17 protein-coding genes are annotated in these 12,585 nt (G+C 44.6%); 1 reads left to right on the plus strand and 16 read right to left on the minus strand.

Annotated features, from left to right (window positions below; genetic code table 11):
* Positions 1-69: 69 nt before the first annotated feature.
* Both scpB and J0K78_RS02540 read right to left on the minus strand, forming a co-directional pair.
* Positions 70-663, minus strand: a complete 594-nt coding sequence (gene scpB / locus J0K78_RS02535; protein WP_206945242.1) for an SMC-Scp complex subunit ScpB — start codon at positions 661-663, stop codon at positions 70-72.
* Positions 654-1,409, minus strand: coding sequence for a segregation/condensation protein A (locus tag J0K78_RS02540; RefSeq protein ID WP_115823737.1), 756 nt, complete (start codon positions 1,407-1,409; stop codon positions 654-656). Before J0K78_RS02540 ends, scpB begins: the two co-directional genes overlap by 10 nt.
* Before the next feature lie 190 nt (positions 1,410-1,599).
* On the opposite strand from J0K78_RS02540, the gene J0K78_RS02545 reads away from it, so the two are divergent.
* Complete coding sequence (locus tag J0K78_RS02545; RefSeq protein WP_206945243.1) at positions 1,600-2,073, plus strand: DUF309 domain-containing protein; 474 nt, start codon at positions 1,600-1,602, stop codon at positions 2,071-2,073.
* A 54-nt stretch (positions 2,074-2,127) separates the two neighbouring features.
* Here the strand turns inward: J0K78_RS02545 and J0K78_RS02550 are convergent, their stop codons facing one another.
* The 14 genes from J0K78_RS02550 to J0K78_RS02615 form a co-directional block, all read right to left on the minus strand.
* Positions 2,128-2,493 (minus strand): GNAT family N-acetyltransferase, encoded by a 366-nt coding sequence (locus J0K78_RS02550; RefSeq protein WP_206945244.1) that lies wholly within the window; start codon positions 2,491-2,493, stop codon positions 2,128-2,130.
* A 269-nt stretch (positions 2,494-2,762) separates the two neighbouring features.
* Entirely contained in the window at positions 2,763-3,227 is a 465-nt protein-coding gene (locus J0K78_RS02555; protein ID WP_206945245.1) for a site-2 protease family protein, read from the minus strand.
* An 18-nt stretch (positions 3,228-3,245) separates the two neighbouring features.
* Complete coding sequence (locus J0K78_RS02560; protein WP_160913655.1) at positions 3,246-3,680, minus strand: peptidylprolyl isomerase; 435 nt, start codon at positions 3,678-3,680, stop codon at positions 3,246-3,248.
* 15 nt (positions 3,681-3,695) lie between these two features.
* Complete coding sequence (gene lysA / locus J0K78_RS02565; RefSeq protein ID WP_206945246.1) at positions 3,696-4,991, minus strand: diaminopimelate decarboxylase; 1,296 nt, start codon at positions 4,989-4,991, stop codon at positions 3,696-3,698.
* 115 nt (positions 4,992-5,106) lie between these two features.
* Complete coding sequence (locus tag J0K78_RS02570) at positions 5,107-6,576, minus strand: spore germination protein (RefSeq protein ID WP_206945247.1); 1,470 nt, start codon at positions 6,574-6,576, stop codon at positions 5,107-5,109.
* A 24-nt stretch (positions 6,577-6,600) separates the two neighbouring features.
* The gene (gene spoVAE / locus J0K78_RS02575) at positions 6,601-6,951 is read right to left on the minus strand and encodes a stage V sporulation protein AE (RefSeq protein ID WP_206945248.1); all 351 of its coding nucleotides are present in this window, start codon (positions 6,949-6,951) and stop codon (positions 6,601-6,603) included.
* Positions 6,948-7,964 (minus strand): stage V sporulation protein AD, encoded by a 1,017-nt coding sequence (gene spoVAD / locus J0K78_RS02580; protein WP_206945249.1) that lies wholly within the window; start codon positions 7,962-7,964, stop codon positions 6,948-6,950. Before spoVAD ends, spoVAE begins: the two co-directional genes overlap by 4 nt.
* Positions 7,965-7,976: 12 nt before the next feature.
* Positions 7,977-8,435, minus strand: a complete 459-nt coding sequence (gene spoVAC, locus J0K78_RS02585) for a stage V sporulation protein AC (protein ID WP_146817817.1) — start codon at positions 8,433-8,435, stop codon at positions 7,977-7,979.
* Positions 8,436-8,461: 26 nt separating this feature from the next.
* Positions 8,462-8,872, minus strand: coding sequence for a stage V sporulation protein AB (locus J0K78_RS02590; protein WP_160913667.1), 411 nt, complete (start codon positions 8,870-8,872; stop codon positions 8,462-8,464).
* Positions 8,859-9,593: a stage V sporulation protein AA gene (locus J0K78_RS02595; protein ID WP_370550912.1), complete on the minus strand. Its 735-nt coding sequence runs from the start codon at positions 9,591-9,593 to the stop codon at positions 8,859-8,861. Before J0K78_RS02595 ends, J0K78_RS02590 begins: the two co-directional genes overlap by 14 nt.
* A 63-nt stretch (positions 9,594-9,656) precedes the next feature.
* Entirely contained in the window at positions 9,657-10,403 is a 747-nt protein-coding gene (sigF, locus tag J0K78_RS02600; protein ID WP_160913670.1) for an RNA polymerase sporulation sigma factor SigF, read from the minus strand.
* A gap of 10 nt (positions 10,404-10,413) precedes the next feature.
* Positions 10,414-10,854, minus strand: a complete 441-nt coding sequence (gene spoIIAB / locus J0K78_RS02605) for an anti-sigma F factor (RefSeq protein WP_160911906.1) — start codon at positions 10,852-10,854, stop codon at positions 10,414-10,416.
* A complete protein-coding gene (spoIIAA, locus tag J0K78_RS02610) occupies positions 10,839-11,204 on the minus strand; it encodes an anti-sigma F factor antagonist (protein WP_206945251.1) in 366 nt (121 codons plus the stop codon). Before spoIIAA ends, spoIIAB begins: the two co-directional genes overlap by 16 nt.
* A gap of 94 nt (positions 11,205-11,298) precedes the next feature.
* Positions 11,299-12,474 carry a D-alanyl-D-alanine carboxypeptidase family protein gene (locus J0K78_RS02615; RefSeq protein WP_206945252.1) on the minus strand — a complete coding sequence of 392 codons (1,176 nt, stop codon included), beginning with the start codon at positions 12,472-12,474 and terminating at the stop codon, positions 11,299-11,301.
* Positions 12,475-12,585: the final 111 nt, after the last annotated feature.

Consider the following 12,585-nt stretch of genomic DNA (forward strand, 5'->3'; position numbering starts at 1 on the left):
TATAAATCAAGTCTTCCACATTCGAAAGCTTATATAGAAAAAAAGCTGTTCCTGGTGGGGAACAGCTTTTTAGTCGTCACCGAAGGGGTCTTCGTTAAATTTTTCGAAAAAGAGATCGGATTCGCCTTCTTCTTCGCCCTCGCCTTGCTTGAGTTCAGAAAGTGGCGGTAGCTCTTCAATTGACGTCAAACCGAAATAGATAAGAAAATTCTTGGTCGTTCCATATAGGATCGGTCTTCCGATGGCATCTTTCCGGCCTTTTTCTTCAATCAAACTGCGATTGACCAGGGTCTGGATCGCACGGTCACTTTTGACACCTCTTAAATCATCAACTTCTATTCTTGTAATAGGTTGTTGATAGGCTATGATAGCGAGCGTTTCAAGCGCCGCCTGGGAAAGCCTTGTCGAACCTGGTGAATCCAGAAGACGCTTGTAATAGGAAGCATGCTCCGGTTTCGTGGTCAAATGCAAGGTTCCTTGTGAATCCATGATGGTGAGACCTCTATTCTTGGATTGATAGTCTTTTATCATTTCTTCCAACAATGACTGAAACGTTTTCGTATCCAATTCCAGCAGGTTCGTCAGTTTCTTTTTGGTGATTCCTTCTTCTCCGGCAGCAAAAAGCAAGCCTTCGGTTATGGCTTTGTATTCTTCTAACTCCATGGTGCATCCTCCATCTTATATACGATTAGTTCATCAAAGTGTTGTTGTTGGACACACACGATGTCGTTACTCTTCATCAATTCCAGCAAAGCAATGAAGGTTACGACGATATGCGGTCGGGTTCTTTTTTCAAATAATTGATGAAAAGGAGTACCACCTGCTTGCACATCAATTTTACCGAGTATTTCTTCCATTCTCATTTGGATAGGAATCTCATCTCTCCGGACTTTCGCTTCCTGTGGTTTTTCTGTTTTGGCCCGTTTTAATAGGTTGCCCATCGCTTGAATCATATCGTAAACAGAAGCTTCGCCAGGGCGGACTTCCGGCATCTCTTCTTCCCAGCCTTCCATATTCAAAGGAGGTCGGGTATAGATCCGGTTGGCATCGAGTTCTTTTTCCTTGAGTTCCTCTGCCGCCTGTTTGTATTTACGGTATTCAATCAACCGCCGCATCAAATCTTCGCGAGGGTCATCCTCAAGCTCTCCATCTTCGAATTCATCTTCCATGTTTTGATTGGGAAGAAGCATCTGACTTTTCATGGCCAGTAAAGTAGCTGCCATCACCAGGTATTCACTTGCCAGGTCCAGTTCAAGCTCCTGCATCGTATGGATATAGTTCATGTATTGATCCGTAATTTGAGAAACGGGTATATTATAGATGTCGATTTCGTATCGATTGATCAGGTGTAAAAGAAGATCAAGAGGTCCTTCAAAACCTTCCACTTTCACTTGGTAGCTTTTTTTCATATCATTCTTCCTTTACGTTCCAATGTCCTTTTTATAATGGTATCAAAAAATATACTGCTGTGACAGCATGTATTTCATGACGATGCATGCCTTTAGTGTTCCGTTACGTTATACTATAGTTATAAGTCAGGAACTATTTTAATAAACAACCATGATTCCCATGGTTGACTCAAAGGAATGGATGGATTATATGTATCCGAAAGCTTATATTGAATTCCTTGCTCACTTCCACGGTACAAGAGATTATTTTGAGTGTCATGAAGTCCTCGAAGAGTACTGGAAAGAAGTAGATCCTCGAAACCGGTCTTCCATCTGGGTATGGCTGATCCAAATCGCTGTAGCTATGTATCATGATCGCCGAGGCAATCAAAATGGGGCAAGGACTCTAGTTAACCGCTGTTTAAGAAACAAAACAGAACACGAAAAAGACCTCCCGCTCCTCGGCCTGGATGGAGAACGCCTCGAAAAACAGCTGGAAGAATTCAATGCGCGTTTGGACGAAGAGATTCCCTATCGCAGCTGGAATATGCCCATCATTGATATGGAACTTCTGAAAGAGGTCCATCTGTTGTGCCAACAGTGGGGCGTTGCTTATGGGTCTCCAAGTGACATGTCTGACGAAAACCTTGTACTCAAACACCAAAAAAGAAGAAAGTCATTATAATTCAATAATAAAACGAAACAAAGGAGGTGTCGTGAATCGACACCTCCTTATTATTTATAACTGTGAAGAGGCACTTTCTTCATCACATTTCTCGATGAATGATTCTGTTGCCACATCAGCACACACGTCACATACATCTTTAAAGTGATCACGGACACGATGAATCATCTGTCTTCCAATCCCCGTATTACGGTGGGAAGGGTTGACGGATACGTGCTGGATGACGGCCCTGCCATCTTCCAAACGGACTCCGACCGCTCCGAGGATATCTTCCTCTTTCCACAAAAATAGATTCCAATCCGGGTTGGAATCGTATTCCTTTATAATTTCCTGAAGTGTCTTCACGTCTGAAACTTCAGGCATGAAAGAAAGCAAACCCATCGCTATCTTTTCAAATGATTTTTTATATCGAATTAACATATTAACCCCTCAATTATGAAAATAACTTTCCTAGAGTTCCAGATGTTCGACCGTTGGATCGAAAAAAAAGAAAATGGTTACTTTCAATCATTGTCCAATTCTCCTGATATGTCAAGCTTACATGACAATAACGAACCAGTAGTATAAACCCCAACCGATGCTGAACACCGTTAAAAACGTAAACAGCATCCAATTTTTCATTTTCATTATACGCGGCCCCCGGTTTTTTGTGATTTGCCCCGCTACATAGAATATAGCAAAGCCTGTGATTATTCAAGCCTGTTTAAAAACCGGCGTTTCACAATTGACCAAAGCCGATATCCGTCAGAACCTTTTCCTTTGATAGAAAAGGGAATAAGATTCATGATGGCAAGGTAAGTATTGAAAAGAAAAGCGATACGGAGCAGGTCACCGCCATGGTCCTTGAACCATAGGAAAAAAATCAAAGCTGTAATGGCATTGAATAAAGGACCGCCCACACTGATCCAAGCTTTCTCCCTATCCTTGAACGGAGGTCTCCGTTCGTTCAACGAGTAAGCTCCGTGGAAGAAAAAAAGGTGAATATATACATGGATCCCGCTTTTCCTCCACCGCCCAATCACTTTCCCCCGGCCAAGGTGAAGAACACTTTGATCTGCCCGAAAGTACCGACCGGGAAAAAGGTGACCAAGCTCATGGATGAATAGACTTATAGGTGCCACTAGAAAAATCAATAACAGTAATGTGACAATCATGAAGGGCTCTTCTAGTGATTATTTGTCCTCGACGCGGACCTTCTGCATCACATCTCCGACACGAACACGATCAACCGTGTCCACACCTTCGACCACTTTTCCAAATACGGTGTGACGGCCGTCTAAGTGCGGCTGAGGGGAATGACACACGAAGAATTGGCTTCCTCCTGTATCTTTACCAGCGTGGGCCATAGAAAGGGTTCCCCGTTCATGTTTATGAGGATTGCCTTCTGTTTCGCATTTGATTGTATAGCCTGGACCACCTGCGCCTGTTCCATTCGGACATCCGCCCTGAATGACGAAGTCAGGGATGACACGGTGGAAAGTCAAACCATCGTAAAACTCATCATTGGCAAGTTTCTCGAAATTCGCTACTGTATTGGGTGCTGCTTCCTCGTATAGTTCAATCAGCATTTTTTCTCCATTTTCAAATTCAATCGTTGCTTGTTTCATTTCTCATACCCCTTTTCATTTTTCATAAGATAAATCAAGTCGTGTCATCTCCTGATAGCTCTCTCTTCTGACGACAAGCTGATGCTTTCCGTCTTCGACAAACACGACGGCCGCTTTTTGAAAGCGGTTATAATTATTAGCCATAGCATAACCATACGCTCCTGTGCTGAAAACTGCAAGTCTGTCTCCATGTTCAACTCTCGGAAGCGCCACGTCCCATATTAGCATATCTCCGGATTCACAGCACTTTCCAGCTATGGAGTACTCTTTTTCCGGATCTTGATCCATTTTTTCTACCAGCGCTGCTTCGTATTTCGCCTGGTAAAGGGCGGGACGGATATTATCAGTCATCCCACCATCGACAGATACATAGGTCCTTACATCAGGCACTTCTTTGATGGAACCGATGGTGTAGATCGTTGTACCTGCTTCCCCAACAATCGCACGGCCCGGCTCGATCCAAATCTCGGGCATAGGATAATTGTACTGAGAAGAGAGAGTTTTCACTTCACGGATGAGGGCGTGGGCATATTGATCCAGATCAAGCGGTTCGTCTTCTTTCGTATATTGAATCCCAAAACCGCCACCTAAATTCAGTACGGTCGCTTCATATCCGTAGCGGTCCCGCCAATCGATCAAAGTAGTAAAGAGCTTTCTTGTCGCCATCTCGAAACCACTCGTCTCGAAGATTTGTGAGCCGATGTGGCAGTGAAGTCCGATTAAGCGGATATTGGCATCTTCCCGGATTTTCATGAATGCCTCCTCAGCCTGGCCACTGGCCAAATCGAAGCCGAATTTGGAGTCTTCCTGCCCGGTCAATATATAATCGTGCGTATGGGCTTCAATCCCCGGTGTCACCCTCAATAATACATCCATCTCTTTCTTCTGTTCTTGAAGAATCACATGAAGAAGTTCGATTTCATAGAAGTTATCGACAACGACACATCCGATTCCATGTTCTACGGCCATTTCCAATTCACGGATACTTTTGTTGTTTCCGTGCATATGGATCTTCTCTACTGGAAAACCCGCTTCAAGAGCTGTATGTAACTCTCCTTCCGAAACGACGTCTAAACTAAGACCCTCCTGGTTCGCAACCTGGAGCATAGCGACAGAAGAAAAAGCTTTACTGGCATACGCGACTTGAGCCGCCACCTGATTTTCTTTGAAGGTCTGCACGAATGCCCGAGCCTTTTGTCTGATTTCACCTACATCATATACATAAAGAGGGGTGCCATATTGTTCGGCAAGTTCCTGTGCGGGAACTTGTCCGATCAACAATTGCCCACTTTCATTAACATCATGATTCATCGTAACCCACCTTTTCTTCAAACGGAGAAATGATAAAAAGAAAATGCCCCTTGGAAGTCAAAGGACATTAAGATTTATTTTAATTTATCACATTGCTAAAGAACGGGCAATACGATTATTTCTGACGTTTATTGTTTTGAGGATGAACAACACTCGGCCGCACTTTCAACGATGGCATACTGAGACGGAGGATGATTTGGACCGCCGCTTTTCCGTTGAACGGAAGGAACGGCCACAAATAAGGCGTATTCAATGACTTTGTATTTGCTAAAAGCAGAACATAAGCCAAAAATCCGCACATCAACCCTTTAATTCCGAATAAGGCAACTAAAATCACAAACAAAATACGTGCCATTTTATTGGCCACGGATAATTCATAACTTGGTGTGGAATAAGATCCGATGGCTGCAACAGCTACGTAAAGGATGACTTCAGGTACAAACATTCCTACATCAATGGCGATTTGTCCTATAAGCACAGCGGCAATAAGTCCCATAGCCGTCGATAATGGCGTCGGTGTATGGATGGCTGCGATCCTCAGCATTTCCAGGCCTAAATCAGCAATTAAAATTTGATAGATGATAGGAATCGTGCTCTCCTCATTGGGTCCAATAAAAGCAAAGGGTTCTGGTAGCAGATCCGGCTGCATGACGAACAACATCCATAGTGGCAGGACAAATACAGAGGCAAAGATCCCGAAGAAACGCACCCATCGTACAAAAGTCCCGACTGGAGGAGATTGTCGGAATTCCTCCGCATGCTGAACATGATGAAAATAAGTGGTAGGCGTAATGATCGTACTCGGGGACGTGTCAGTCATGATGACCACATGGCCTTCAAACAAATGGGAAGCGACGACATCCGGCCGTTCCGTATATCTTACAAGAGGAAATGGGTTCCTTCCCTGCTTGACAATGTACTCTTCCAGACTTTTATCCGCCATTGACAAGCCGTCGATATCGATTTTTTGGATTTCTTCTTTTAATAACTGCACGAGACCTGGATCAGCAACGTCTTTAATGTAAGTAATACAAACATCTGTTTTTGAACGATTACCAACCTGCATGATTTCATTTCTCAAACGTTCATCTCTGATACGGCGTCGTGTGAGTGCCGTATTCTCTATGATATTTTCTGTATAACCGTCCCTCGAACCACGAATGACTTTTTCGGTATCCGGTTCCTCCGGAGTCCTTCCGGGATAGGTCCGCACATCGACGATGAAAGCCTCTGTTTCTCCATCGACGAAAATGACCATCAACCCGGAAAGCATCTGGGTGATACACTTATCAAGGTCGGAAGTCGTCTCTACTTGTTGATGAGGGATCTCATCTTTTATGGATTTAAATACAGAATCGACGTGGTCCTCCGTATCATTCATTTCCATCAATTGTCGCATCACTTCTACAACGATGGGTGTCTCTACCAACCCTGTGACATAATAGAAGTTCACTTCAACACCCAACAAGGTCAGCGTACGGAAACCGGCATCAAATGATTGGTCTACGCCAATGCGTTCATTCATCGTCTTCCGGTTTTGCTCGAGTTTCATGACGATGGGTGTTTCTTTTTTCTTCTCAGGCATAAACCTCCACTCCTTGATCTCGATTTATCCTTTAGGCTTGAAAATCACAGCCACAATAAAGCCAAACAATATCGCCGATGCAATACCTGCAGATGTTAATTCAAAAATGCCCACAGCTACTCCAATAAAACCATGTTCATCCGCCTGTTCCATTGCTCCATGCAAAAGAGAATGCCCGAAACTTGTAATCGGAACAGTCGCTCCTGCCCCGGCAAATTCAATCAGGTTGTCATAGAGGTCGAACGCGTCCAGAACCGCACCAGCGACAACAAAGGAAGACATCACATGGGCAGGAGTCAATTTGAAAACATCCAATAAAATCTGTCCAATCACACAAATGCTTCCTCCGACGATAAACGCCCATAAAAAGGTCATGCTTCCCCCTCCCCTCTGGTAAGAACAACGGCATGAGCGATCCCAGGAATCGATTCCTTTTGTTGGAGCATCATCGGACTCATGAGTGCACCTGTCGCAACAATTAACACTCGCTTGTATTTTCCACCAATCAGGTCCTGCACAATTTTCCCATAAGTGACGACCGCCGAGCATGCGCACCCGCTTCCACCTGCGAAGACAGGTTGATCACTGTGATAGACAAGCAGTCCACAGTCTTTGTGCACGTCACTGATGTCATAGCCATCCTGTTTCATCAAATCTTTAAGAATAGGCGTCCCTACTGCAGACAAGTCACCGGTTGCGATCACATCATAATCACCCGGAACACGGCCCATATCTTCCAGATGCGTTTTAATCGTGTCCCATGCGGCTGGGGCCATCGCTGACCCCATATCAAACGGATCCTTGACGCTGTAATCCATGACCTTCCCTATGGTCGCCGCTTCCACCTGGATTTTCGAAGGCGTTTTCGAAAGAATGGCTGCCCCGCTTCCTGTCACAGTATATGTTGCGGTTTTCGGCTTTTGCCCTCCGTACTCCGTTGGGTAACGGAACTGGCGCTCAGCTGTACAGTTGTGAGAACTAACAGCCACCAATGCTTGTTTGGCGTATCCAGAAGAAACAAGCGCAGCTCCTGTTGCAAGTGTTTCCATACTCGTCGAACACGCTCCGAACATCCCCAAAACAGGAATGCCTAATTGTCTTGCCACATAGTTACCTGTAACGTTTTGGTTCAACAGATCCCCCGCTAAAAACAAATCGATATTGGACTGGTCGATCCCTGCTTTTTGCAAACACGTGTACACCGCATCTGTCATCAATCTGCGTTCGGCAAGCTCCCAGTTGGATTCTCCACAATGAAGTTCTTCATGAATGACGTCGAACGTTTCCTTCAGCGGACCTTCGCCTTCCATTGGTCCGACAGCCGTACCCGTGGATTGTAAATAAACAGGTTCCGTAAATGTCCATGATTGTGTTCCCGTTTTACCCATATGCTTTTCCTCCTAAAAAATAAGCGACCACACGTAGCGAATGATTCCGAGTACATAAGCAGCAACGACACCAAATACAATGACCGAGCCAGCTAGCTTGAACAGATTGGTCGCAACCCCCAGCACAAGACCTTCGGATTTATGCTCTAGGGCAGCTGAGGTAATTGAATTGGCAAATCCAGTGACAGGAACCGCAGATCCAGCTCCGGCAAACTGTCCGAGTTTATCATAAACACCAAACCCCGTAGCGAGCGCAGATAGAAGAATCAATGTTGCGACCGTCGGATTGATGGCGTTCTTTTCGCTATAATCGAACCAGTGGATATACATTTGTGTGAGTAGTTCACCAAACACGCAAATCAAACCACCCACGATAAATGCTTTGATACAATTCATCACATAAGGCGGTTTCGGCTGGTACGATTTTCTCGCTTTATCAAAATTCTTTTCGTTCAGTGGTTGTTTATCCACACTGTTTCCTCCTAATCCCATATCATTCACCTGACAAAAATAATCCATTGAAACAAAGAACCCGCAATCTTACCAAGCACAAGTGCCATTAAGAGTGTGAATAGAAAACCATCCACCCCGATCCGTTTAAATAAGAGCGGAAAAACATTGAGGACCTCTGTAAGAGCAGCCGCTAACATGCCTACAAAAATCCCATGGAAAAGGCCCCATATAACAAGACCGATCAACGTCATCTTCACTGGTCCGTCCCCAAAGGAAAGATAAATTCCGGCAAAGACACCTAAGATCACGGCCATTTCATAACTCCGGAGTTTTGATTCCGAATGGCTCAACTGCATGAGCCTGGGGACAATTCCAAGGACTGTCAAAAATGCGACGAAACCGGTTCCGACAGCAATGCCAGCTGCAAGCCCTATGAGTACTTCAACGATCCACATCCTGTTTTTCCACCTTATTCTCTTTAATGGCCACGTAATGGTCCAGGTCTTCCTGGTAATTGAATATCTCTACCTCCATCGGACTCGGTTCTTCATTGAATCGTTTCTGAAACCAATGGTTAAAAAATAATATCATTCCAATTCCAAGGCCGATGGAATAAGGGATCTGAATCCATAAAGGATGTTCCTCTTCCTTCCCCGTCAACATGAAATGTAACTTCTGTTGAACGGCCTGCATGCTCACATCGTAGTGAAAATTCATAATGGCCATCGCCGCTCCTATAAAAAGCAAGACCCATATGCCGCTGATTAAAAGAGGGGACGGCTGCTTTTGGTGTTTCTCCACATGAACCACACATTGATTCGGTCCGATCAGTTCGACCTCAAGCTCCGGAAACTTCTCAATCACTTGTTCAATGATCATGAAAGAGTCGATGACCACGATATTTTGATCCTCTTCGGTCACTTGATGTAACACCATCTGTTCCAAGACAGGCTTATGACGCTTTTGCCCTGTCACACGAGCCACATCCTGCAAACGGATTTTTGACAAAGGTGGAACATAAATCGATTGTTTTGTACGAATGTAGACAGGAGTCGCCAACCCTACCGCCTCCCCTGTGTAAATTTTCTTAGACTTATTATGTGTGAGATCAGAAATATCATACGAAGAGTCCTCGGATATTGAGATCAGGAAGAAATAGTCTAACCAAAGGTGCACGAGCAAGCATCCTACGACTTTTCGCTGAACATAAAAAAAGCTGTACCTTTTTAGGTACAGCGATCAGCTTGTATCATTCATGGTTTCTTTCATATCAGCAAGGATTTTCTTTTCCAACCGTGAGACTTGTACCTGCGAAATCCCTAAACGCTCCGCGACTTCGGTCTGCGTTTGATCTTTGTAATATCGCAAGTAAATAATGAGCCGTTCCCTCTTGTCCAGTTTACTCATCACATCCTGGAGGGTGAGATGATCGAACCAGTTGCTCTCCTCTTCAGCAATCTGATCGACGAGTGTGATAGGATCGCCTTCGTTCTCATAAACCGTTTCATAAATGGACTGAGGGGTTCGTCCAACTTCCTCCGCCTGGACGATTTCCTCCCTCGTAAGCCCTAAAGCGTCTGCGAGCTCGTTCACTGTGGGAGAGCGTCCATATTCTTTTAACAGCTCTTCTTTTTTGGCTCGAACTTTATGATTCAATTCTTTCAAGCTGCGGCTCACTTTCACACTGCCATCATCACGAATGAAACGCTGGATTTCACCAATGATCATGGGGACGGCATATGTTGAAAAGCGGACATCATAACTCAAATCGAACTTGTCGATCGATTTAAGCAGACCGATACAGCCGATCTGATACAGATCATCCTGATCGTATCCACGTCTGAGATATCGCTGGACGACCGACCATACGAGACGAGTGTTTTTTTCCACCAGGTAGTCCCTCGCCTCTTGATCGCCCGCCTGACTCTTTTTGATCAGCTCTTTGACATCTTTGTCGGACAGACGTTCTTTTGTCGTATCGCTCATAGGCGGCGCCTCAATTACACAAAGCGCGGGTTGACGTCAACTGCTTCGTCATTCGGATCGTCGTTCCGACCCCGGGCTCTGATGTAATGTCTACGCGATCCATGAAATTCTCCATGATGGTAAAACCCATTCCCGAGCGTTCCCATTCCGGTTTTGATGTGTACAGTGGTTCTTTGGCAATATCAATGTTCTCAATACCCTGACCACGATCCTGGATGATCAATTCGATTTCTCCGTCATCAATCGCACACGTAAGCATCACTTTTTCATCACTTTTCTCTTCGTAACCATGAATGATGGCATTCGTAACGGCTTCTGAGACGACGGTTTTAATGTCCGTCAATTCTTCCATCGTCGGATTGATTTGACTGACAAAAGCAGCCACCGATACACGGGCAAGAGATTCATTTTCACTCACACTCGTAAACTCCAGCGTCATTTCATTTCGCATGATGCCACCCCCAACATCTCAAGCGCGGATGCCTCATCATCCACGAGTTTCATGATTTTGAACATTCCCGACATATCAAACAATCTCCGAACCTCAGGCGAAATCGAACAAAGCACCATTTCGTTCCCTTTTGCTTGTACCTCTTTATAACGACCGAGCATCACACCAAGGCCTGAACTATCCATGAAGGACAATTTTTGTAAATTGACAATCACATGTTCGACACCGTTGTTCGCGAGCTCCTTCTGCCAAGCTTCCCGAAGCGTTGTGGCTTCATGGTGATCCAGCTCTCCGATTAATCGGACGAGCAAAACATTCTCTCTGACAGCAAAATTAACTTGAAGACTCAAGTGAATTACCTCCTCTGACTTTATAAGAGTCACTATGTCTTTTCGTACTTTTCGCTGTCATTTCCTGCTCAAAAACATAACTAGTGAGAAAATGCTAAAACCTCTGAAAGCTCGTCAAATTCTTCCATGACCGCTGCCATAGAGCAGGGAATCCCGCCTTCTCCACATTCTCCGACGTTTCAAGACGCACTTTAGCGACTTCCTGATCACCATTCTTCACGATCACCCATCCCATATGGGCCCCTTTTTCCAATGGAAGGTTTGATTTCTTCGCAATCTTCAGTTCCGTTTCATATTCGCTCTTCTTGTCATTTTTCTTTTTAAGAACAACGACGTCTTTTTCCGGGGACAGCTTCAACTCTAATGGGTTCCCTCTTGTCATTTTCATCGTTTTCATGGTGTCATCTTTAGAATAAAGCTTTACACCCTCATACTGACTAAACCCATAATCCAAGAGACTCGTCACATCCGAGTTCCTCATTTTCGGATTTTCCGCACCCATAACAACCGCAATCATATGCATATCATTCCGTTTAGCAGAAGCCGTAAGACAGTATTTCGCCTCACTTGTGTAACCGGTTTTCAATCCATCCATTCCCGGATAATTTTTGATCAATTTATTCGTATTGACTAACCAGAATTCATTATCCTGTCCCTTACGCAAATAATCCTCATAAATTCTCGTGTACTTCGTCACTTCATCGTGAAGGAGCAGTTCCCTCGCCATGACGGCCATATCATGAGCTGTACTGAAATGTCCTTCAGCCGGCAGACCTGTCGGGTTTTGGAACTGAGTATTCTTCAAACCCAGATCTTTTGCTTTCTCGTTCATTTGAGCGACAAACTCTTTTTCACTTCCGGCAATCCGTTCAGCCATAGCGACACTCGCATCATTTCCAGATGCCACAGCTATTCCTTTGAGCAAATCTTCAACGGTCATTTCTTCTCCAGCTTCAAGGAAAATTTGAGAACCGCCCATAGAAGCAGCATGTTCACTGATACGGACTTTTTCATCGAGTTTGATGCCGCCTTTATCGAGCTCTTCCATGATCAACAACAGCGTCATGACCTTCGTCATACTCGCAGGGGGCAGCTTTTTATTTGAATCCTTATCATAAAGCGTCACCCCGCTGTTCTTTTCCATCAATATCGCTGATTTCGCGGAATTGATGACCTCTGTTGACTCCCTTTCTTCTGCAAAAGTCATGTTTAACGGAAGTAGTGAGACAACTAAACAAAGAGCGAGACACACACCCATCATTTTTTTCATAACCTAAACCTCCCATTGCTTTAAGTGACCCTATCTTTCCCTTACCATCATCTTCTATACATAATCCACATAGCCATACAAAGTAAAAAGATAATAGTGGAAGACTGGATT

Source organism: Halobacillus sp. GSS1, from assembly GCF_017307035.1.
GTDB classification, from domain to species: domain Bacteria; phylum Bacillota; class Bacilli; order Bacillales; family Halobacillaceae; genus Halobacillus; species Halobacillus litoralis.

Bases quoted from the DNA above. Each gene is read 5' to 3' on its own strand.
- J0K78_RS02545 (WP_206945243.1), top strand. From the start codon at position 1,600: ATGTATCCGAAAGCTTATATTGAATTCCTTGCTCACTTCCACGGTACA.
- spoVAE (WP_206945248.1), bottom strand. From the start codon at position 6,951: ATGACCTTTTTATGGGCGTTTATCGTCGGAGGAAGCATTTGTGTGATT.
- J0K78_RS02560 (WP_160913655.1), bottom strand. From the start codon at position 3,680: ATGAAACAAGCAACGATTGAATTTGAAAATGGAGAAAAAATGCTGATT.
- J0K78_RS02570 (WP_206945247.1), bottom strand. From the start codon at position 6,576: ATGCCTGAGAAGAAAAAAGAAACACCCATCGTCATGAAACTCGAGCAA.
- spoIIAB (WP_160911906.1), bottom strand. From the start codon at position 10,854: ATGCGAAATGAAATGACGCTGGAGTTTACGAGTGTGAGTGAAAATGAA.
- spoVAD (WP_206945249.1), bottom strand. From the start codon at position 7,964: ATGGGTAAAACGGGAACACAATCATGGACATTTACGGAACCTGTTTAT.
- J0K78_RS02590 (WP_160913667.1), bottom strand. From the start codon at position 8,872: ATGTGGATCGTTGAAGTACTCATAGGGCTTGCAGCTGGCATTGCTGTC.
- J0K78_RS02555 (WP_206945245.1), bottom strand. From the start codon at position 3,227: ATGATTGTCACATTACTGTTATTGATTTTTCTAGTGGCACCTATAAGT.
- scpB (WP_206945242.1), bottom strand. From the start codon at position 663: ATGGAGTTAGAAGAATACAAAGCCATAACCGAAGGCTTGCTTTTTGCT.
- lysA (WP_206945246.1), bottom strand. From the start codon at position 4,991: ATGAATCATGATGTTAATGAAAGTGGGCAATTGTTGATCGGACAAGTT.
- J0K78_RS02615 (WP_206945252.1), bottom strand. From the start codon at position 12,474: ATGAAAAAAATGATGGGTGTGTGTCTCGCTCTTTGTTTAGTTGTCTCA.
- J0K78_RS02540 (WP_115823737.1), bottom strand. From the start codon at position 1,409: ATGAAAAAAAGCTACCAAGTGAAAGTGGAAGGTTTTGAAGGACCTCTT.
- J0K78_RS02550 (WP_206945244.1), bottom strand. From the start codon at position 2,493: ATGTTAATTCGATATAAAAAATCATTTGAAAAGATAGCGATGGGTTTG.
- sigF (WP_160913670.1), bottom strand. From the start codon at position 10,403: ATGAGCGATACGACAAAAGAACGTCTGTCCGACAAAGATGTCAAAGAG.